This is a genomic window from Pantoea sp. RSPAM1, from assembly GCF_038816185.1.
Taxonomy (GTDB): Bacteria; Pseudomonadota; Gammaproteobacteria; order Enterobacterales; family Enterobacteriaceae; genus Pantoea; species Pantoea ananatis.
Genome location: NZ_CP046137.1, coordinates 2,664,345 through 2,686,520, shown reverse-complemented (window position 1 = coordinate 2,686,520; position 22,176 = coordinate 2,664,345). Strand labels below are relative to the sequence as shown.

The window sequence follows — 22,176 nt, the reverse complement described above, 5'->3', positions numbered from 1 at the left end:
AGTGCAGTCCTGTGTCATATGCAAACCAGCAGGTTTCCTAACAGGAGAATACCATGTCAACTGATTCACCCGGGCAGGATGAGCCAAGTATCGACGAACGTGTCGGTAAAGTGATGAAAGAGCAGGAACTCATGGCCGTCACACAGGCTGAAGCAGAGACCGAGCAGCAGAAGAAGCGGCAGCGCGCTGAACTGGCCGATCACCGGACAAAGCTACTGAAGGCGGTGAAAGTCGAAGCGCCTGACCTGGCCGCCCCCCTTTTTGAAAAACTCAGCGCGCTCGCGCATGAGAATCATGAGTTTGCCCCGCGGGAAGTCGTTGACCTTTTAAAAGCCCACAAGGCCCGCTTCAAGGATGAGCCGGATTTTTTTGACCTGGGCATTGCACAGCGTGAAGATTTGCTGGACCGCGTGGGATTTTACCGTGGTGTCGTGATAGATCATGCGCTGAGTAATCCGGTAGAAGCAGGCTTTCGCGATGTCCTTATGAGAAGCGATGCAGGAGATAAAAATACCAAAAATGATGATGAACAGGATCTGAATCCCACGCAGTTGTTATACCGGAAGCCCAATTTTTCAGGCTACTTTGAAAATTATTACACAACTTCTAATTCTGTATTTCAGACACAGAAAAATGGCGTCACCAACCTGAGCTTTTCACTGGGAGTGGCCGCAGGCAGATTTGGGAGCAGCGTAGGACTGGGCGCTTCCCTGGCGAAATACGGACGACAGGAGGAAAGCAGTGGCTACGTTGGAAAAACTGTCTATACCACAGCTAACTTCTATCTCCCTAAAATTGAACTGTCTTTTAATAAATCGCAGAGCTGTGCCAGCAGAGAGTTCTTTGATGCTTGTACCCAGGCATTAAGCGGACTTGAGGAGACCGGGACCGTTTCCGGCTCTGCATCAGATGAAAGCGCTGCCGTCGACCAGAGCTGGCTCAGCGCCTTTCAAAAACTCAAAGATGTCCTTGACGATTTTGGCCATTTTGTTCCCTTGCAAACTCTGATTGGTGGAAGGCTTTTTGCCACAGAAAAGAAATTTTTTGAAGGAAACGAAAAAAGTTCTGATTTTACCGATCGTTTTGGCGCAAGTGTCAAAGCGAGCCTGAGCACCATTTATGTAGACGCTGAAGTAAGCGGCGGTATTGAAAAAAGCAAGCAGGAGGCGACGAAAGCGAAATCCTCAAATGAAACGCAATCCATGACGTTCAATGCTATTGGGGGCGAAGGAACGGTGGTACAGGACGCAGCGGCCTGGGCAGAATCTCTTTACGATTACCGACGCTGGGCAAGTGTTCAGCGCGAGAATCTGGTTCCAAGCATAAATTTTTTACCACATTCGCTTCGGGATAAGTGCTGGCGGGTTCTCAGCAAACTGGCGGAAAGCTGCTCTAAACGCGACCTGCTTAATATCCATAACGCTTTTTTCTTGTTTTATGGTGAATACGGAAACAGAGTCGGCCAGACTGCAAGAGAGGTGTATTTTAGTATTGAGAGCCACGCCTTCAGTGCTGCTGTGGCCTCAGATACCGTGGTTCCGAGTGAAGGACAGAATGCTGTTCTGGTTGAGCCCGGGACCGCCCCTTCTCAGCTCTGGAGAATGACCGAAAACGGGCAGATGGTTCTCATGGCGACCGGAAGAAAATCGGCTCACGGTGAGGTGAATCATATCAATTTTGCGTTAACCGTTGACCTGTCTGCGGGGGACAAGACCGCTTCTCTCGAAAGCTATCCGGTGAAGCTGACTCAGCTGAGCAACGAGCCTTCTCAGGTCTGGGACTATCCGGGTTCGGGAGAGCTTACCTGCCGCGCCCTGGGAAATGATTACGTTCTGGAAGCCGTTACAGCCTCAACTCTTTGCATGAAAAAACGTGCATCAGCAGGGCGGGAAAGCCATCTCTGGTTCCTTGCAGAAGTCCCCTCTGGAACAGAAAAAAAAGTGAATAAAGCACCCGAAAATGAATGGGTTAAAATAGTCCTTTCAGATAGGAATTTAGTATTTTCTGTAGCTCAGGCCGAATCGCTTGGTGAAATTAATAAGGCAGAAATCCGAAACGTCATTGCCCAGCCTGACATCAACGGAAGACATCAGTTGTGGCATCGCGAAAGCTCAGGACACTTTGTTTCTGCCCTGTCTAAGGTTGTTAACGGTCAGGCTGTTCCGTTGTTGCTGTCAGCTGATGAGGTCAATGGGGCTATCACAGCCTCTCCCTCCCGCCCCGATCTTGTCCAGAAATGGAGTGTCACCTCAGCAGGGGAACTTAAAGCTGCCACGGTTTCCTCAGCTGATAAGTCAATTACAGCATTCAATGATCAGGACATGGCTGTTACCGGGAGTGCGTTAATCCTTAAGGAAAGAAAATCCCCGCCAAGCCAGAAATTAACTATCGAAGCGTATAAGGGCGAGCCTGACTCCGCAGTAATTTTTTTCGAGCGTTCCTGCCAGAACCTTTTTGAACCCACTAAAGTGGTCAGCATTAACACTCGCCCGTTGATCTTAAATGGATCAATTACCGGAATAGTTTTCTTTCTTGAGGGGCTTCGGGGAAGTGGTGAGGATAAACAATGTGTCCTGCACATGGAATTATGTGTCAGAGGTGACGACGGAAAAGACAGCGTAGTCAGCCATGAGCGAGGGCAAAATGAATATTATTCAGACATTCTGGATGACAATCATAAAACACTGATTGAAACTGATTACCTGTATCTCCCCCCAGTGGATCTTCATTGTACAGTTTAAGAATGGCAGTCAGTAACAACAAGCATTATCGAAGCCTGAGGTTTGAATATCAGGCAGTAAAGGATGGTGAATGGTATTACTTCAGTAACCATGATCTTTCACCCGAGTCTTCCCTCATTAGCGGCCCCGACATGGATGTTGCATTAAGGGATAAGACAACCGCTACGACAGGGGAAAGAATTATTGCGATAGGGTTTGATGCAAAGTTTAGGGGAGACAAAACAATGCAGATTGCTCCCAAAATTGTCACCGCACAAATATAAAAAATAAACGCGTCAACAATATGTCAGCATAACCGCCATTTTCCAGGCGGCTATGCTGAATGCGAAATACAGGAGAGGTAAAATGCCAGGTAAACGTCCATCAAATGTCCCAGATGTCGATGAGGAGTTGAAAAAAAACATCCTGAAAAAAATCGCTAGCACTGAATTTAAAAATTACACGGTTGGGATGTACCTTGAGAATAACATGAAGGCATTAGAAGAGATTGCAAATAAAGCGATGAAGTATAATGATGTCTTTAAATTAAAGGGTTTTAGTCCTTACATGCGCGCCTACCATCTGAAAAAAGTGCCCGTACTTAAAACAGTAGCAGAGGTTAACATGATCACCTGCCCCTACTGCTTCAGTGATGTCACACTGGAGTCGTGCAGAGTAGATCACGTCATTCCGGTACAGGTTTACACTCGTTACTTACACCTGCTTCTTGCGGAGAAAAAAGCATGTGAAGGGGCACAAGATCTAAAAGCGCTGCAGACGGAAAGATTAAAGGTTATAGGAAAAACTTTACCGCGTTCTGAGGAGATATTAACATCTGATTACATTCAGGCGTTAATAAAAAAAACTCAGGATGATTATGTTACTGTTGATTCTCTTAGTGGCGAAATAAGACGTAGCTTTTCACGCCATCATCTTGTCGAAAGAGGGCATAACGAATACTTTAATTTACTTTTATGCTGCCATACGTGTAATAGTAAAAAAAGTAATGCCCTCAATATTGACAATGTACTCATGGTTTCAGAGGCCTATGCAAATAAAAAAAACGCCCACGCCCTCGCATTCAAAATCAGCTCAATAAGGAAGGTTTTGAATAAAATCGAAAATCTGAGCGAGCGGGATTTTTTTATGTTACTGAAAGTCCTGAAGCTGTGGGGATGAATGCTTATTTTACGGGTGAAGGAAAGACTGATCCATCAACCAAAGCTACAAGCTCATTTAAACCGTTTTATTCAAAATATGTAATTGACGACCCCGATATCTTGAGTTTAATTAAAAAATCTGCAGACATTAACGACAAAAGAAATCGCATCCACCCCTACAGTCCTCCGGAAGATGAGAATGTAACAGAAAAAGAAGGCGAAGAGCCGGAGATAAAACCCGGTAAAAGGCACACCCGAGGAGATACGATTCGTGAAGCTTCACTATCTGCTGAGGCGGAGACGCCAGTAAGCGAGGCAGTCAGAGAATACCTGAAACTGATAAGTAATGAATTCGAAAACTCCAAAAGGTCAGGCTTGTCAGCCAGTTACATAGATAAATCCTTAAAAAATTTTAATTCTTTATTTAACGAACACCTTACAGGTGATGGTGCAGATTTTAGTATCATTAAAGAATCCCTTGAGAAAAGTACGGAGTTAAAAGACGAAGGCACTAAGATTAAAGACGAAGGCACTGTGATTAAAGACGAAGGTGCGGAGATCGAAGACAAAGGTATGGAGATCGAAGACGAAGGTACGGAGAGGAAAGGTGACGGAACGGAGCTGAAAAATGATGCCCCACAAGAAAAAGTTCATATTAAAAAGTCATTATTGAAACACCAGATAACCACAAGCGGTGTAAAGACTTTTCACGGTAAAATCTGCCTGTATTGTCTGGGGGTTTATGAAGAATCGGCATTCGAACTCGATCACATCAAACCTGTTTCAGCACACAAACACGTTTTGAGTGCCGGACTCTATAATGACGTAATTAATATTGTTGCAGTTTGCAAAACCTGTAACACCTCAAAAGGCCCACGACCGCTCACGACGGATTTTTTATCTAAAAGGCAGGGTATGATAAGAGAGGCAGGAAACGCCTTCTATTTTCATCTGGAGCATGCCATAAATCCCGAAACCAGTGAAAATTACACTCTAGAAGAGGGGGAAGATATTAGAGGAAACATGTTGACTGGGTTAATTGCATCTATATAAAAACAGATGTGTATATTAACCGGTAACCGGAATGGATATAACTCGACAAGTTAGGTTGCTAATACCTGCGGACGTTTTACCTCACTCAGTAAGATATGTTTTACAGGGATGTTTTTTCTGATATCACAAGGAATTCACCACCATCAGTAAAAACCGTTAAGGTTTTTCTTTATCCGAAAACGATGCATGCACAGTGATAAATGTAGTGCTGATTCAGTTTATTTTAAACAGCCATACATCGGCATTATTATACCCGCGTTACGCTATTTCTATTTTCTCTTGTCTTTGCGTTAATTGCCGTTTATCTGACGTCTTAAAAGTAAGATTTTTGGATGGTTGCTCGTCCTGCTGGAAGGCATTACCCGGCTCCCCCCGTACAATCCCGTTTTCTCGCATGAACTGCGCCTGTTCACAATACCCGGTCCTGAAGCCCCTTTTCCCTCTTTGTGCAATATTTATGTTTTTATGACGTATCAGTGGGCTTCGGCCACAATAAACCCTACAGGCTGATTTACGCCATTATTCACTGCATGCTGCACACACCGCTTCTGTCACCTCCCGCAGATCCGAAAAAAGCCAGAAGCGAAAATGTTTTAACCATTGTGAGATAAGGGCCTGATTCATTACTGTGCTTTTTTCAGACAAAGAATCTGCCGGGTTTTACTTCAGACGTGAAAAGCTGAAAGCGAAAGTCAATGGAATGGATTATCAATTATTTACTTAGATATTAGTGGGTTGAATTGTTTTAAGTTATTTTTACACGTCCGGAGCCTGTTTACGAAAGTGATTGTCGATAGCCGCGAGTCTGTAACCGCAGGGCTTAAAAATCCTGCTCTCATCCAGTCATCTTATTTGCGCACCCTGAAAAGGGTGCGTTGAGCGTTTTGTTTCAGAGCAAAACAACACAGACAGAAGAACCGTTATCAGCGCATTGTCTACTTAACTGATACGATTTTTTATAGCTTCTGCGAAACGTTCAGCACTTCCCGAGGAGAAAGGAAGGTTTAGCGAGGGCTCGCAGATTTCCATCTCCAGAACAACCGGTCGGCCGTTGTCGTCCAGAATCAGATCGATTCTGGCATAGAGCAGCGGTTTTTCGAGACGAAAAATCTTTTCCACTGCTCTTACTGCGGAACCTGCAAGATCGAGCTCAGCTTCAGTAGGATGCCGCTCTGTCCTGAATTCCTGCAGGGGTTCCCTGACACTACCGTCCGGCTGGAGTAGCGCGCTCTTTCGTATGGCGTGACTGTAAATGCCGTTAAAAAAAACGAGATCAGTCTCGCCGCTGACGTCTATAGAGGTGAGATAGGGCTGCAGTAAAACATCGTTGCCCTGAGAACGCAGTTCGTCAATATACGCGGTTGCCGATTCAGTGTCAGCCAGCCGGAATCTGCGAACGCCTCGAGAATAAGCCCCGATGACAGGCTTAATCACAATTTCGGCAGAAGAATTCAGCTCTTTAATAAAATCCTTCACCAGAGTATTAACGTACTGTTCACCGGCCCGGATCACAATTGTGGGCACGATCGCTACCCCTGCATCCTGTAAATCAAGCAGGTAATTTTTATCAAGCCCCCATTTAATCACTGGCAGATGATTGTAGAGTTCGGTTGTCGCAGAAACTCTCTCTGCCCATGATATGAAGTCATCAAGACGCTCAACATAAGTCCACGGAGATCGCAGAATAACTGACTTGAAGTTTTTCCAGTTCAGCGTTTTATCGTCCCATCTGACAACTTCAGCTTCCAGACCCGCCTCTTTGCAGGCTTTGATAAGCAAAGGCATGTCATAATCGTTCGGCAGACTCTCGGCATCGGTGACCAGTGCAATTGTCGTCATTTACAGTCCTTTAGTTTTGATGTTTTCTCAATACCTTTCAGTATTACTGCTGAACCGGCAGGTATATTGCTGCTGTTACCAGCCAATGGTTTTTCCCATGTGGGTAAATGTACCGCTGGGTCCACTGTTATCCAGCAGAGCCATGCGCACACTGGTCTGCGCGCCAGCTGAAACATCCAAATCTCCGGCTCCGTCATTCATGTCCGTAACGGTGTATCCCGGATGCACAGCATTGACCTTTATTAAGGTTTCCCGGAGTTCGTACGCAAGGTGAATGGTCCATGAGTTGACCGCGCTTTTTGCTGCGCTATAAGCTGGTAAAGACTTAAACATCGGGCTGTAGGCGTATGAATCCGTATCAGTATGAGTTGTGATAGACGCCAGCAGGCTGGATACGTTCACAATCCGCCCTGCCGGTGATGTCTTGAGCAGGGGAAGTAAAGCCCCGGTTAACTCGACCATCCCAAAAAGGTTCGTGTTAAACGTATCGCGCCACTTCTGTATCGGCTGTTCTGAGGGATTCAGGCCATATTGCTCAATTCTTATTGCTGCGTTGTTGACGAGAATATCAAGCTTTCCATATTTCTCATTTATCAGGCGCTGTGCAGCGTAAATATGGTCTGAAGAAGTGATATCCAACAGAATGTGATCTGCACAATATCCCATGTCCGTAAGCTTATCTGCTGCCATTTTGATGGCCTTTAAATCCCTTCCTCCTATGATCACCGTTATTCCCTGCCCGGCAAGTTGTCGGGCTGTTTCATAACCAATTCCCTTATTGGCACCTGTGACAAGAGCAATCCTGTTGGATGTGCAGTTAACGTCAGTCATTTTCAGCGTTTTCCTTTGTAAATTGTCCCAAGAAAATCTTTTATCTCCTGGCCAAATTTTTGCGTATCGACCAGAAAAGCATCGTGGCCTTCAATCGAATCAAGCAGCTTTGTTGTGACGTTCACGCCGCCCTTAAGCAATCCGTCGGCAATGAAGGCCTGCTGCTCAGGAGGGAAAAGAATATCTGTCTGCACTCCCAGAATCAGAGCCCGTTCAAGATTGATCGCAGACAAAGCGCCCTTTACGCTGCTGGCATCTGGCGAGTTTCCCAGTTCAAACCAGTCGATACTCTGACTCAGGTAGAGATAGCAGTTAGGGTCAAATTTCTGGCAAAACCGTGCGGCATTTCCGGCCAAATAACTCTGGATGTCGAACTCCGGATTTAAAAATTTTTCGTTCTTGACGTGTGAGGCTGTTGATTTAAAGCGTCCAAACCTGTGCTTCCATTCGGTAGCTGATCTGTAAGTGATCAGCCCCAGTTTGCGCGCGATCAGCATGCCCTGACAGGGATAGTTGTCCTCCGTATAGTTGCCCTCACACCATCCAGGATCGGTGCAGATGGCTTCACGCTGCAGGGTGCGTATGGCGATAGAAAAAGGCAGAGAATGTACGGCTCCACAGATATTAATATGGCTGTGCGCTATGTACGGATAACGGCTGAGCAACGCTAATGAAGTCATTCCTCCCATTGATGCACCGATAACGCAGGCTATACGCTCAAGACCGAGATAGTGCACAACATACGCTGCGGCATCGGCGATATCTTCAATGCTGAGTTCAGGAAAATCGAGCCGGTAAGGCATGCCCGTGCGCGCATTCACGGTGGCCGGTCCGGTCGAGCCCTTGCAACTACCCAGTGAATTAACGCAAATAACGAACCATGTGTCAGTGTCTACGGGCTTGCCCGGACCAACCATTGACTCCCACCAACCCGGGGTGGGGTCTGACGGACTGGAGGCGACGTGAGCATCTGGCGACAGGCCTGTCAGAATCAACACGACGTTTTCACCAGTACTGTTAAGCTGTCCATAGGTTTCATAGGCAATGCGGGCTCCCCACAGCCTGCCTCCTCTTTTCATTGCAAATCCGTCCGGTAAATTTACGAAACGGCTTGCGGGAGGAATGAATTCCCTCATCGCTTGAGTCCTCAATCAGATTAGAGTGAGCCCGGCAGGCTCATGTATCAGGCCTGTTGGCTTAAAAGGTTACCTGCGATGGGAGATCTAAGGCGCTGAGCCACTCATCATCCGAACCTTCACTGACACCTTCGAGAAGAACGGTAGAAAGGTAGCGCTCTCCGGTATCTGGCAGCATGGCCAGGATGACAGCTCCCTCTGGAGCTTTTTCCGCCACTCTCAACGCTGTTGCCAGCGTGGCACCAGAGGACAAGCCGGCAAAAATGCCTTCTTCTGCGGCAAGGCGGCGAGCGACGATGCATCCTTCATCCTCATTAATGGTCAGCAGCGTATCGATCACGTTTTTGTCCATGACGCTCGGAATAAAGTCCGGAGCCCAGCCCTGAATTTTATGAACGTTCCACGGTTTACCTGCGAGGACCGCGGCATTTTCTGGCTCAACCGCGACGATATGCACCTCCGGACGCGCCCTTTTTAACATCTGCCCTACACCGGTAAGGGTACCGCTTGTTCCAAATCCGGAGACGAAAAAGTCAAGCCGCTTCCCGGCGAAGTCGCTGAGTATCTCTGATGCCGTGGTTTCGCGATGGAATGCGGGATTGGCAGGGTTATCAAACTGACGGGCTCTGAACCAGCCGTACTTTTCAGCAAGCTGGTCTGCAATTTTGTTTCCACCGCTACTGCCTTTAGAGCCGGGGAAAAGGATTACCTTGCCTCCGTAAGCGCGTATTAACTTCCGTCTTTCAACGGAGTAGGTATCGGACATGACGGCAACGAATTTGTATCCTCTTGCAGCTGCAACCATCGCCAGGGCAATGCCGACATTACCTGACGTACACTCACAGATGGTGTCACCCGGACGGATTTTCCCCTTTTGTTCCGCATCCAGAATCACCGCAAGGGCTAGACGGTCTTTGACAGAACCGCCGGGATTGAACGATTCAACTTTGACATACATAGAGACGTGGGCGGGCGCCATACGCTGAAGTCTGACGATGGGCGTGCGGCCAATGGTATCGAGAATATTATTGTAAAGCGGCATAGGGAATGCTTCCTTTAAATGAGTATTCGGCCGGACCGGCCATGTAAATTGCGGAATTATTACTTTCCCAGCTTATTGATATTTCTCCGCCGGGAAGATAAACAGACACCTCTCTGTCGAGCAGGCCCTGTTTTATCAGCGCAGCCGCGGCTGCACAGGCGCCACTGCCGCAGGCGAGAGTTTCACCGGCGCCGAACTCAAACACGCGGAGTTTTATAGCCGTTCTTGATAAAATCTGGGCAAAACCGACATTGACCTGTTCGGGCAAGCAGGCTGAATGCTGAAGTGCCGTACCGGTTGCATAAACATCAGCACGGGCAACGTCTTCAACGAGAATAACTGCGTGCGGATTGCCTACAGACAAAGCGCTGAACTGCACCTTGTTTCCGTTACTGAGATCCGTTTCATAGATGTCTTTTTCTGCCGGGTAACCCTGCATGGGAAGGCTTGCCGGAGAAAAGTCAGGGCAGCCCATGGAGACGCAGATATTTCCGCATGGGAGTACTTGTACTGAGTGAAGGCCTGACGGGCTCTCGATCATGAATTCCGGTGAACATGCCAGCCCTTCACGGAGTGCCCAGCCGGCGATACAACGGGCACCGTTACCACACTGCATCGATATTGAACCATCGGCGCACCATATCCTGAATGCGACGGTTGCACGCGGGTCACGAGGTGAAAGGATGCCCAGTATCATGTCGCAGCCTATACCGGTATGGCGGTCTGAAAGCGTCAGACAGTCCTTCGCTGAAATATCGCTGTAGAGGCGTAAATCAAGGATGACGAAGTCATTACCTGCACCGTTCATTTTGGTAAAATGCAGTTCATTTCGGATAGGCATAAGGATACGATCCCTCGTTTCAGGAAAATATATTATTCAGCTTTAACTCAATATATTTTTGAGGGGTTAATATTCAGTTTGCTGCTTGATAAAAAAAGGATCTGTCATCTCAATGATTAAGGAGAGTGCTTTTTCATTCACTTTTTCATCGTCGGATGCATTAAGCTCTGCGATTTCGAGTCCTGTGTAAGATGACCGGGGAATAGCAGAAAGAATACTTCTTATCTGAGACGGCACTAACCCGCCGGGGACCGTATAATCAGCGGGAAGATATCCCGGCTCCATGACATCCCAGTCTATGTGCACCCACACTTTCGCACTGCCGATTTCTTTCAGAATTCGCTCTTCGCTGACCTCAGAAGGAGAAACGATCCTGACGCCTGAGCGCCGGATTAATGCAGCCTCCTGGTCGTCAATGTCGCGGGCCCCTACCAGAACAATATTTTCCGGTTTGATGCCAGCGCCATGGCCGCTATCCCATAAACCACTCGCGGCGGCCAGTACCATGCCTCCCAGGTACCCTGAGGTGCTGGTTTGCGGAAGGTTAAAATCTCCATGTGCATCAATCCATAACACAACGACGTTTTCATTTTCTTCAGCGATTACCGGCAGGGTTGCGAGACTCGCTGAACAGGTATTATTCAGGACAACCGGGATGTGGCCTTTCTCTATGATGTTTTGTAATTCTGACTTCAGTAAGGTGAGTGTTTCTTTTGCCTCTGGCAGACTTTCGCTCCAGTCATCGTGCCGGGCTGGCGAAGGAGTACCCAGGTATACGGGTTTGATACCGTACTGGATGGCAAATGCTTTCGCTGTCATGGCTGCGCCTTTTATCATTCCGTTGGCACGATCGGCAATACGGCCTTGTGACACAATAATATTGATCATCAGGTTACCTTGATAATGATTCGAACAATCAGAGTTTAAATAAAATCATTTAACAAAACGAAAAGGACACGTTCCTGTAATATCTTTATTTTCATCAATTAAACCGTACTGCTTCCACTCATGGGAGTTTTCTCCGTAGGTTCCGAGTTGATATGCATGTGCCTGACCATCATAGCGGCCGATACGGTTTCGTATTGTTTCGCGAACCTTTCTTCCTTCCGGGTTATCACCAGCCACGATGTCAAACCTTTCTCGAGGATTGACTACCATAATAAAGTTAGGCCCGAGGTTACGACTTCTCCGCTGCTTATTAGCAGGCGTGCTCATATTAAAAAACAGAGGCATCCCGCCAAAGCACATCGACCACATTGGATTATCTCCATCACGAGCAACATCCTGAGGCCATTCACCTTGGTCATATTCATGAAGCCTCTGTAATACGCTCCAGCCAAAACGGTGATAGTCGTCGATGCTGTCGCCACTTATGCATGAAGATGAAAACGCCACAATAAGAGGATGGGCTTTATCGAGATCGCCGTCCCAGTCGGAGGATAAACGTACAAATTCCAGGATCCCCCTGGCAAGATGACAAAGACCCGTATTACACATACTTTCGACAAATAAAAACTTAATGATACCTTTTCTGAATGCTCTTTTAGAGAAAACGCAGGGAAACCCCACGTCACTTAAACGTGCCTCAAGCGACGCAGTAACTTCCTGATGCCAGAGTGTTGAGCTGTTAAACGCTGTGTCCTGATCTACAAGAGCAGGAGAATTTTGACTTTTCACGATAACCATTCCTTGAAACGAGATAAATCATTCCTGGAAAAATTAACTTCTAATTTTCTGGTAAATCATTTTATTTTTTTTTCTGATAAGTAAGAGGATTAAAACCACGGTGACGATCTGAAATGCTGAAAAAATAGTAATGGCCGGTTCGAGGCCATACTTGTCTGCCAGCGCACCGCTTGCAATTACCGGCAGAGAAAAACCTATATAGGCATAGACAAATAATCCCGCCGTTGCCCTGGCTTTTTCATTTCCGGCCATCAGCGAAAAGGCTGACAGAGAGGAAAGATATGTAAAGCCATAACTTGAAGCACTTGTGATCCCTGTACCAATGAGGATCAGAGAAACGGAGGCGGTCCAGGCCCCACTCAGGATGACAAGAAAACCCAGTGCCGTCATAATCATTCCGGCAGATAGGGCATTTTCTTTGCTGCACTTCTTGGCAGCTGGCTGGCAAAGAAAACCCACAAATATAGCAAGAAAAACGACTAATCCACTGTATTCACTGAGTTTAAGCCGAGCCAGTTCGAGTGGAATAACCGCGATAATCATTCCAGTCGTTGCCCACGCAGCCGCCATTGCAAGGCCATATACAGCCGTGTTGACGGGATAAAAGGGAAGCCTGAAAAGAGATACCTCCCGGCGCCTTAATGTGGGCGGCATGGTCTTCATTAAAAGGATAACCGTTAGGGCAATGACGAAAAAAATGATAAAGCTTACGGGGAGCAGAGTTTCCCCCTGAAATTTAATGCTGATGCTTGTCGCCAGCGCTCCACTCCCAAATCCCAGGGAGGTGGCAGATGTGACAATTACCGGCGCTCGCAGGGATGCGTCTCCCGCCATAAGTTCAGACATGTAGGCGGTGCCGGCGGTAGTGATTAAACCTGTACCGATCCCAAGTAAAACTCTCGCAAAAAAAAGGCTCACCCAGTTTGGATAGATTACCAGCAGGGCTGTTGCCAGAACACCAAGCGCCAGAGCTACTGCTACGGGGATTCTTCTTCCAATCCGATCGGACAGTCCCCCCAGGAAAAGCAGGGTTGGCATCAGACCAGCGACATAAGCTGCAAAAGCCAGAGTAACCGCAGTAGCACCCACACCACTTTTAGCCGCATAGGCACCGTACAAAGGGGTCTGAAGGTTAACAGCAAATGTTCCGATGAACAGTGCTGTTGTCAGTAAGATTATGTGTAACTTTGCAGACATTGCACATTCCCTGCTCTGAAAGAAATTTTGTCGTTATCCGTTCAGTTCCACATAGTTCCACTATCCGGAAGTGATGAAACACATTAGATCGCCTAACATAAATGTTGCAACTTATTTTTAACAAAAAAATTAAGACCCGTTAGTTTATGTGCTACTGAGGGCAGAGAGAATTGACTTTAACAAAATAAGTGATTGATAAAAAAGAAATTAAAAATAAATCAGGCTTTTTACATACGATGGAGGAAAAGATGTTTTTGTTACGCACGTTATCTGACTTAAGGAAATATATAACCATGGCTTTATGTTTTGGCGACCGGCATGAGGCCGTTCGCCAGGTGGAGAGCTATCTGTGACCTGCAGGGGCTGATGCTCGGTTCATCTGCCTTCAGAAATCACGGTAGGGAAGAAACTTCCCGGAAAGAGTGACTTCCACCCTGTCGCCTTTAGGCGATGACATTTTCTGTATGTCCATAGTGAAATCGACCGCACTCATGATCCCGTCACCGAATTCTTCCTGAATGATTTCTTTTAAAGCAGGTCCGTAAACCGAAATTATTTCATGCCATCTGTAAATTAAAGGATCGTTTTTCAGTGAATCAGCCTGCTGCCCTCGTGCAGGAATTTGCTGAAGCCACTTCGTCGCCTCGTCATCCAGCTGAAAGATTTCTTTTATTTTTTCTGCCTGTTCCTGACTGAATTTCATGTTTCCAAGACAGGCGGCTGCAGTCCATTCCTTGGAACACCCAATTTCATCAGCGACATCCTTCCACTTAATACCCTTAACAACTTTCTGGCGCAAAATACGCGCTGTAATTTCATCTCTCATTATGTGATCCTATGTAATGTGTAAAACGCCTTATAATTTAAGAAGGTTTTTTAAATTTATGTCAAATGTAATTTATAGGGTTGCACTTTACTTTTAAATAGTGAATGCGAAATTTTATGTTTTAATGTCTTCAGGGGATTATTCACACGAAAATAACATGAGGCTTTATTGTTTATGTGCAAAAAATTGGCGCGGTCCTGAGGTGTTACTATTTTAAGGTGTGAAGTCGGATTATTATCAGCTGTATCAGTATCTTGAAGTAAGTAATTTTAACCGTTGAAGTAGTTGATTGTCTCACTTTATGGATTGATCCAGGCTGAAGTCGTCTACCTGTATAAAATCTTTTTGTTTTAAAAATGAACAAATCAACTTGATTCAATTGCAGGGCATGGCCGGAATTAACACCTGATGATGATAACCCCGGTCGTGTAATGAGGGTTAACCAATACGGAGATTATTTAATTTAATCTCCCCGCAGGGGGGCGGAAAAAAACTACCGACTGTCAGTCACACATCTCCGTATATGCAGCGCAGTTCCGCCAGCACCGGCGCCACCTCCGGTGCCGCCACCACCGCCAGAAACTTCGCCTCCAGCTCCAGATACTCTTCCGGAGTCATGGTGATGTGGACGCCGTCCAGCCCCAGAACGGCCCTGCTTCCTTCTCCGCGCGGGATATACAGCATCACCATGCTGTCCCGGGCGCTCCATTCATGCGTGGCCCCCAGCCAGGCGCGGGCCTGCATGTAGCGGACCAGCGCGCTGAACACGTCCCAGCCCAGCGCCAGTGACACCCGTCCGGCGGTTACAGACAGGCTGAACTGCGGCGCCTGCCAGGCCTGGCCGGGCAGCTGGGGCTGGCGGTTACCGCGCACCTCCGCCCGCAGGATGACGTCGTCCACCTCTGCAGTCAGGCAGACGTCGTCCGTGACCAGCCCGGTCACCGCCGCCCATCCTTTCATGCTCTCAGGCTGCTGCGCCCGGATGACCAGCGGAAAAATGGCCTTCAGGCGCGCCGGCGTACAGATGCGGGCGGTCGCCTCGTCGGGAAAGGCCTTCAGGTTGAGGGCGCCGGAGTAAAGCGGGCGCAGCAGGAGCTCGGCCCAGGTGGTGTCAACGCCGTGCGGCATGGCCGCCATGAATGCGTCCGTTTCGGCGCGGTAGTCTTTGCCCGTCAGGTCAAAGGCACGGTTTATGTAGTAAGTGTCAACCGGGATGCCGTTTTCGGCAGCGTACACCAGTGCGTCAAAGGTGATGCCCAGAAGCGCTTCCATTACCGGCCAGCTCATGAAGGTGCTGCCGATCTGGCAGGCCGCGTGCGCCTGCGCAAACAGCCAGCGCAGCTCAGCGGGTTTCACCGTCTGGCGGCCGAACGTTTCCCCGCGGACAACCTTGCGGTAAAGCGCCTCACGGGTACCGGCGGGATCGGCCTGCAGCGCAAAAAAGGGATCATCCGGTGAGGTGGACTTCAGCGCACCGTCGAGAAGCCGTTCGGTCAGCGCGTTGACGGAGGTGTCCTCGACCGAAGCGCGGGACTTCAGGCTTTCAATGAGTTTTTTCGGGAACCGTAATGTCAGCTGGCTCAGCATGGTGTCTTTTCCGTAATGTCAGTTAAATGAATGGAACAGAATGCACAATGAATAAAGTAAAAGAAGTCTTATCCTAAAATGACATCATGTCATTATTTTAAATGTACTGCTTAGTTTTATCTCTTTTTCATCCCGGATCCGAAAAGAACTAGAACCGGATCTTCTCCCGCCACCGGCGGTTTTCTGCGCAGCACACCACATGTTGTGGCTTCCTCAGCTGCACATGACACAACATAGGGGATGCGTCAGCGGAAATCCCCCCGGAAAACCCCGCTTCCGCCCGCCCCGCCGCCGTGCTACCCTTCCGGTTACTGCCCGATACGGAAAAAGTCGGATCCGGTGGGTACAGGCTTCCGGCAATTGCGGGGCGGGAATATAAGCAGTCTATCTTTCATCCTGATGAATATAATATACGTTATCTATTCGTTAGTAATAGTAACTTAATTGACTTTCACTTTAGGTAATTATATTGGCACTGATAATCCCACGGAGAACTGTCATGTTTGAATCAATGCTTGACCGCAACTATTTCAGTTACGCGTTTGAAAAAATCCGCAACGCCATTTCGTCACCCGGTGAAAACAACCTTTATGCCGCCACCCGGCTCGGGCTTGACGTTCTCAGCCAAAAATATCACCAGTTCCGCCAGGAGCTGCGCGACGCCGGCGTGTCCGGCGATCATGAATATGATCTCGACACCCTGGATCACGCCATCGGGGTGCTGCTGCGCTGGTTTGAGGGCAACCCTGACAACCTGACGGAGCGGGATGCGCGTATTTACAGCCGTTACCTCGAGACAGAGCACCAGGGATTTGAGGCGCTTGCCCGGGATCTGGCCACCGGGCACGTAAAAGGCTGAGGGAGTTAATCGATAATACAGCGAAACCGATTTAACTCCGGAGGATTGCTCGGATGGGAAGTGCCAAAGAACTTATGTGGGAGCTGCAGCAGGAACGGTTTGAGGCGTGGGCCGCCGAGAAATATCCTGAAGCAGAGCCCGATACGCCGGAATGGGAAACCATCTGCCAGATTTATTCTGACTGGCAGGACTTTCTGTCAGACCAGGCGTATGAAGACTATCTGAGGGACGAGTTTACCGCCTCACTCAACTCTGTCGATGCCCGCTGTGAACACGCCTTCTCGGAACTGAGAACGCTGCAGGGGCTCAACCTCTCTTACCAGCCGGACATCGTGTTACGAATGTCGTGGGTTCACGCGGTAAGCGTGATGGAAGCCTGCCTCATGTACTGCGCCCGGGCGCTGCTTAATCATGAGCCACACCTCCTGCTGTTCCGATCCAACCAGCATAAGATCGGACGGAGAGATAATCAGACAACTTTCTTAAAGTGTGCTGTCAGCCGGCGGCTCCCGCTGACGCTTATCGCCAGGCCGTGCAGGCCATTGTCAAGGGGATGACTTTTCATAATGTGAAGCATATTGAAAGGTATTTTGGCGCCGTTCTGCTTCAGGAGCCTGAATGGCCTGTAAGCCGACTCAAAGACATTATTAATACCCGGCACGACCTGGTTCACCGGAACGGCATATCAGAGGATGACACTGAAACCGTCGTAGGCCGCTACCAGCTGGAGCGTGCTCTCAGTGATATAACCCTGTTTCTTGAATCCTTTCACACTACCATGCAGGCTGAAACTGCCGCTTACAGGAAAGAGAAAAATGTTTGCTGACATGAATTCCTGCTGCCTCATCCGGAGAAAGTCATGACGGGTATGCTTCCCTACGGTCAGCCGTTACAGACAGCCTCCCTTCCGGTTGCCATCGATTATCCGGCTGCGCTGGCGCTGCGACAGATGGCGGCGCTGATTGACGACTTACCCAAATATCTGCTGGCGCCGGAGGTCAGCGCCCTGCTGCACTACGTGCCGGACCTGCACCGGAAGATGCTGCTGACCACCATGTGGAACACCGGCGCGCGCATCAACGAGGCGCTGGCGCTGACCCGGGCCGACTTCACCCTGACGCCGTCCCACCCGTTTGTGCAGCTTGCCACCCTGAAACAACGTGGCGAGAAGGCTGCCCGAGGCCCCGGGCGCGCACCGTCCGGCGTGGTGCCCCACCGGCTGGTTCCGCTGTCCGATCCTCACTACATCGCCCAGCTGGAGATGATGGTAGCCACGCTGCGTATTCCGGTCGAGCGGCGAAATCCTGACACCGGCCGGACCGAAAAAGTGCGGCTGTGGACCGTAACCGACCGCACCGTCAGGACCTGGATTAACGAAGCCGTGGCGGCCGCCGCGGAAGACGGCGTAACCTTCTCGGTGCCGGTCACGCCGCACACTTTCCGGCACAGCTATGCCATGCACATGCTTTACGCGGGGATTCCGCTGAAGGCGCTGCAGAGCTTGATGGGTCACAAGAGCCTGAAGTCAACTGAGGTGTACACGAAGGTGTTTGCGCTGGATGTGGCGGCGCGTCACCGGGTGCAGTTTCACATGCCGGGCAGCGAAGCCCTGTCAATGCTGAAAAAGAATGGATGAAAAAATCTAGTCTTATCAAGGCCGTTTCACGTCATATAAACAGAAACATACTCTTTTCATTTTGAGTGTTGAACATATGGCCGGCTGGTTTTAGCGGCCTGACTACTATCACTTAAATTCGGCCGTTGCCAAGTTCTGTAAAAAGTGCTGTGACCCGGATTACAGTCCGTTCTGATATCCCAAGTTGGTTTGCTGTATCTTTTATACTGTTCCCCTCAACGACTCTAAGTTGATAAATCTTTTCATGCATTCTAATGTCTGGTTTTCTTCCTCTCATTTTCCCTGCCTGTTTAGCCCGGTCCATACCTGATATGTGATTGATAGTATGTATTTGATTTCTTATTGAATGATAAGAAAGAATAGTGTCGATGATGAGCGCTGTGGCAGCGTGAAGGAAAATTTTATTTTCATCATGGGATTGGGTATTTTGGCAGGCCATAAGATCGAGGAAAATTACATCAACTTTTTTCAAGCTTAAAGAGTCTTTCAAGGCTATAAGCAAACTACTTTTTAACAAATAAAGAAGGGATACGTGGCTAAAAATTATAGCTTTACCTTGCTGGGCTTCTTTAATAACTGATTCAAAAATATTTTGATCTAAACGTGTGAGACTAGATAATTTCAGCTTCTGACGGATATTGTAATTGTCCATCAACATAATTATTTCATTTTCATTTCCTGAAGTTTCTTCCCGGTGAGTATTGAGCGTTGCGGAAATAAGTATCGCATCTTGAGCCATATCCCCTCCCTGAACAACTACTTTGAGCAACTTTACATAATCTAAGCATCTAAATTGTATGCTTGTAAAGCTAAAACTTAAGAAAGAACACGACAAATAAAATGTGACATATTAAAAAAACAACACATTTTACAGTTTTAAACAAATTTAAAGTAAGCCAGTCATTCGTAGAGGTTTTTATCTAAGTTACTGAATAGCTTGGTATTGATAAGTATATGTTTTTCAGTTTAATTCTTAATGTATTGATATAACGAATCTTTTCAGTGCTAACCTTAGTTGTTGACCTTCAAGTGTGGTTTCCGTACTAAATATTGTGGTTGTAAAGAGTTGTTTATGATTTGTCTTTTACATCCCTTAGGAGTGCTAATATGCTTCGCGAAAACTATCAAGATAGTACATCTAAATCGATTTTGCATCGCCATAAATATGGCTCCGGAACTACTTTATTCGCATCAAAAGAACTTTTCTCCCGTTTATGGTCAGAAACTCTTGAAATTCTCCGTGATGGAAAAATAGTTGAAATAAATGATTCGGTCATTGATGATATCGAACGTATTAGCTATATCGATCTCATAAATGAAAAAACAGTTGAGCAGTTTCATGAACAACAAATTTCTTATGGTGAGGAACATCGATTTGCATTCTGGAGTATTCTCCTCTTAAAACAACTCTTAGCGAATCTTTCCGTACGACTTAGTCGTGCGACTGAGATTTATGGCGGACATTATAATATGAGGGACTTCCGTGAGTTTAGACCACTCAATTTTCATATAGGACTACTGTGTAAAGAAACAGAGCAGATCAAGTTTCCCGTGACGAAGTCACTCAAGTTGCTTGCTGACCTGCTTGAGGATACTGATTTCAAACCAAATGAATCAGATTTAATTAATACCCTGGGGTCGGTTATTTACTCAGTCTGGAATGGTGGTAATGATAATGATATAGATATTCAGGTTTTTTATGCTGACCTGCTTTATGATGCAATAGTTCCTACCTGTGAACTGATGAACATTCCTTTGGATAAGAAATGGCTTTCAGCATACACGTGGCTATATGGAGATAAAGACGGGAGGCCATTTGAAAAAAATAGCGATACAGAAGAACTTATCGTTACCCTGAGAAAAAGAATAACGGAGCGTTACGCTCAGGATCTTGACATTATTTCAACCCATAAAGGCTGCAGCGCGTTTGAAGACATTGACCTCATCAAGACTAAACTTAAATCCATCCCCGTAACTTACAGAAATGCTGAAGAGTTTATTTCAGATTTGGCTGCAATCAAGATAAAAAATACGAGTAATCATCTTGTAGATACGCTCATTATGAAAGTGCGAACTTTTGGCTTTCACTATCTTGAAATTGAATTTCGGGACAATGAAGAAATATTATCTTCTGTGGTTGATACAATTATTCCCGGATATGTAATTAATTTAAAATACCCCGCTTTACTTAATTACTCTGAGCTTAGCGAAGACGAAAAAATTGACCTTTTATGCTATTTGATGGAGGAAAGCGAGGATTTTACCCCTGTTAAATTAAAAAAATTGTATACAGAGAGAACAGAGCTGGAATATCAAAAAAGAAAAAAAGAGTACACAGCGGTAAGTTATATAGAACTGATTGATTCTGACCCTGAATACATAAAAATGTATGATGCAAGGAATATTATGGAAAGGTTCACTCTGATGAGTCGTTTCCCTGATATGATGAAAACGCATGGAATCGCTGAGGCCAGATACCTTTCCAGTGTGTTTGAACTTATTTTCCTCTCTAAAACAGAGAGCAATCTTGATAATATCAATATTGCTATTCAGCCGGAAGACAGTCATGGGGCTATTGAAACACTGGGGAAAATAAAAAAATTATATTCAAACGACTTATACCGTAAGCATCTTACATCCCTGGACAATACACAGTTTATCACTTTTGGTCCAAGTGATACTGGCAAACAGGGAGGTAAGGGTATGCACAAGCTCAATATGTCTCTGGCCAGAGAGCATGAAGTTATTGCCCAGTCTTTTGGCATTAAATTAGTGAGGCATGTCATCACTGGCGGAGAGCATGCACGCTGTAACGGTAATTTCAAAGAAATATTTAATGAATACGGTGCTAGTCGTGATGTACAGACCCGATTCATGTTGGCTGGTTGTGCTGAAATGCGTACTCACCTGTTAAGCAACAGACAGGCTGTTAACTTTTTTTGTGATGTGTATGACATGCATTTACAGAAAGCACCTCTTGAAGATTTTTCATCACTCAAAAACTCTCAGAAAGTCTGGAGTAAGGTTGTCGAACGATATCAAAGCAATTTTTTTGAAACGCCAGCAGTGACAATGTTCCTAAAAAAAATCAGTAGATTTGATATTGTTAGAGGGACAGCAAAAGGGACACGTCCGCCAACTCGCCTATACAACATAACCGAGTTCGAATCGCGGCCCGATGCAATAAGGGCTATACCATGGACAAGATCAATACTCCTGACGGGTATTCATAGTGAATTACTGGGTGCCGGTGCATTTGAACTCTTATCTGCTGAGCAGGTTTTCCAGAGGGCACAGACCGACATAAAGTTCGCCAGCTACATAAAACATATCGCTTATGCCCTGTCTCGAACAGACGAAGAGTTAATGTGGCAGACTTCCGGCTGGTCGAGACCTAATAATGACACTATTAGAAGACTCGCACAAGATTATGAGCGTAGTGATAAAACCTCTCTTTATCAGTTACTTTGCTGGATTTCACATGAAGTTATCTTGGCAAAGGAACTGGTGTGGAATTCTATGCATGGATATTCTCATCCTACACCTGAATATCTGTCTGCTGAGGATCTTCTTAGCGATAAAGCTCTTCTTGAGGAAGTTAACTGGAAAGAGTATATGCTCACACCATACAAACTTATGCTTATCAACACCAAGAAAGATGTTACTTTCCTGTCTCCTGCTGCGCTTCAGAACTTTTACTCAGGTTTTCTGGAGCTTGCTAATACCGATCACTCATTGATATATGCCATTGAGGAGTAGCAGA

General features: G+C 46.9%; 18 protein-coding genes. 7 read left to right on the top strand and 11 right to left on the bottom strand.

The annotated features are described in order from the left end of the window. The first annotated feature begins 53 nt into the window (after positions 1-53). The 3 genes from GKC68_RS13060 to GKC68_RS13050 all read left to right on the top strand — a co-directional run bounded on the left by GKC68_RS13060 (position 54) and on the right by GKC68_RS13050 (position 4,933). Positions 54-2,741, top strand: a complete 2,688-nt coding sequence (locus GKC68_RS13060) for a hypothetical protein (RefSeq protein ID WP_342656235.1) — start codon at positions 54-56, stop codon at positions 2,739-2,741. Between the two features lie 345 nt (positions 2,742-3,086). Further along, entirely contained in the window at positions 3,087-3,899 is an 813-nt protein-coding gene (locus GKC68_RS13055) for a hypothetical protein (RefSeq protein ID WP_342656234.1), read from the top strand. Next, on the top strand, positions 3,896-4,933 hold the full coding sequence (locus GKC68_RS13050; RefSeq protein ID WP_342656233.1) for an HNH endonuclease signature motif containing protein: 1,038 nt from the start codon (positions 3,896-3,898) through the stop codon (positions 4,931-4,933). The genes GKC68_RS13055 and GKC68_RS13050 overlap by 4 nt, the downstream gene beginning before the upstream one ends. A gap of 939 nt (positions 4,934-5,872) precedes the next feature. Here GKC68_RS13050 and GKC68_RS13045 read toward each other — a convergent pair. From GKC68_RS13045 to GKC68_RS13000, 10 genes are all read right to left on the bottom strand, one after another. Then, positions 5,873-6,772, bottom strand: a complete 900-nt coding sequence (locus tag GKC68_RS13045; RefSeq protein WP_342656232.1) for a hypothetical protein — start codon at positions 6,770-6,772, stop codon at positions 5,873-5,875. A gap of 75 nt (positions 6,773-6,847) precedes the next feature. Next, entirely contained in the window at positions 6,848-7,603 is a 756-nt protein-coding gene (locus GKC68_RS13040) for an SDR family oxidoreductase (protein ID WP_342656231.1), read from the bottom strand. Positions 7,604-7,605: 2 nt separating this feature from the next. Beyond that, complete coding sequence (locus tag GKC68_RS13035; protein ID WP_342656230.1) at positions 7,606-8,739, bottom strand: homoserine O-acetyltransferase; 1,134 nt, start codon at positions 8,737-8,739, stop codon at positions 7,606-7,608. A gap of 61 nt (positions 8,740-8,800) precedes the next feature. After that, positions 8,801-9,781 carry a cysteine synthase A gene (cysK, locus tag GKC68_RS13030; RefSeq protein WP_089528461.1) on the bottom strand — a complete coding sequence of 327 codons (981 nt, stop codon included), beginning with the start codon at positions 9,779-9,781 and terminating at the stop codon, positions 8,801-8,803. After that, positions 9,765-10,589 carry a diaminopimelate epimerase gene (gene dapF / locus GKC68_RS13025; protein WP_342656229.1) on the bottom strand — a complete coding sequence of 275 codons (825 nt, stop codon included), beginning with the start codon at positions 10,587-10,589 and terminating at the stop codon, positions 9,765-9,767. Before dapF ends, cysK begins: the two co-directional genes overlap by 17 nt. Positions 10,590-10,688: 99 nt before the next feature. Beyond that, on the bottom strand, positions 10,689-11,510 hold the full coding sequence (locus tag GKC68_RS13020) for an arginase family protein (protein WP_342656228.1): 822 nt from the start codon (positions 11,508-11,510) through the stop codon (positions 10,689-10,691). A gap of 45 nt (positions 11,511-11,555) precedes the next feature. Then, positions 11,556-12,299 carry a YqcI/YcgG family protein gene (locus tag GKC68_RS13015; RefSeq protein WP_176438584.1) on the bottom strand — a complete coding sequence of 248 codons (744 nt, stop codon included), beginning with the start codon at positions 12,297-12,299 and terminating at the stop codon, positions 11,556-11,558. Positions 12,300-12,341: 42 nt separating this feature from the next. Then, positions 12,342-13,505, bottom strand: a complete 1,164-nt coding sequence (locus GKC68_RS13010) for an MFS transporter (RefSeq protein ID WP_089528465.1) — start codon at positions 13,503-13,505, stop codon at positions 12,342-12,344. 385 nt (positions 13,506-13,890) lie between these two features. Further along, entirely contained in the window at positions 13,891-14,331 is a 441-nt protein-coding gene (gene cynS / locus GKC68_RS13005) for a cyanase (protein WP_089528466.1), read from the bottom strand. 507 nt (positions 14,332-14,838) lie between these two features. Next, positions 14,839-15,918 carry a hypothetical protein gene (locus GKC68_RS13000; protein WP_342656227.1) on the bottom strand — a complete coding sequence of 360 codons (1,080 nt, stop codon included), beginning with the start codon at positions 15,916-15,918 and terminating at the stop codon, positions 14,839-14,841. 499 nt (positions 15,919-16,417) lie between these two features. Here GKC68_RS13000 and GKC68_RS12995 point away from each other — a divergent pair, with 499 nt between their 5' ends. From GKC68_RS12995 to GKC68_RS12985, 3 genes are all read left to right on the top strand, one after another. Further along, on the top strand, positions 16,418-16,777 hold the full coding sequence (locus tag GKC68_RS12995) for a hypothetical protein (RefSeq protein ID WP_047714313.1): 360 nt from the start codon (positions 16,418-16,420) through the stop codon (positions 16,775-16,777). A gap of 53 nt (positions 16,778-16,830) precedes the next feature. Further along, positions 16,831-17,334: a hypothetical protein gene (locus tag GKC68_RS12990; RefSeq protein ID WP_221612009.1), complete on the top strand. Its 504-nt coding sequence runs from the start codon at positions 16,831-16,833 to the stop codon at positions 17,332-17,334. A 302-nt stretch (positions 17,335-17,636) separates the two neighbouring features. Then, entirely contained in the window at positions 17,637-18,413 is a 777-nt protein-coding gene (locus tag GKC68_RS12985; protein WP_342656226.1) for a site-specific integrase, read from the top strand. A gap of 112 nt (positions 18,414-18,525) precedes the next feature. On the opposite strand, the gene GKC68_RS12980 is transcribed toward GKC68_RS12985, so the two are convergent. Continuing rightward, entirely contained in the window at positions 18,526-19,152 is a 627-nt protein-coding gene (locus GKC68_RS12980; RefSeq protein ID WP_221612011.1) for a transposase family protein, read from the bottom strand. 368 nt (positions 19,153-19,520) lie between these two features. Here GKC68_RS12980 and GKC68_RS12975 point away from each other — a divergent pair, with 368 nt between their 5' ends. Next, entirely contained in the window at positions 19,521-22,172 is a 2,652-nt protein-coding gene (locus tag GKC68_RS12975; protein WP_342656225.1) for a phosphoenolpyruvate carboxylase, read from the top strand. Positions 22,173-22,176 lie beyond the last annotated feature (4 nt).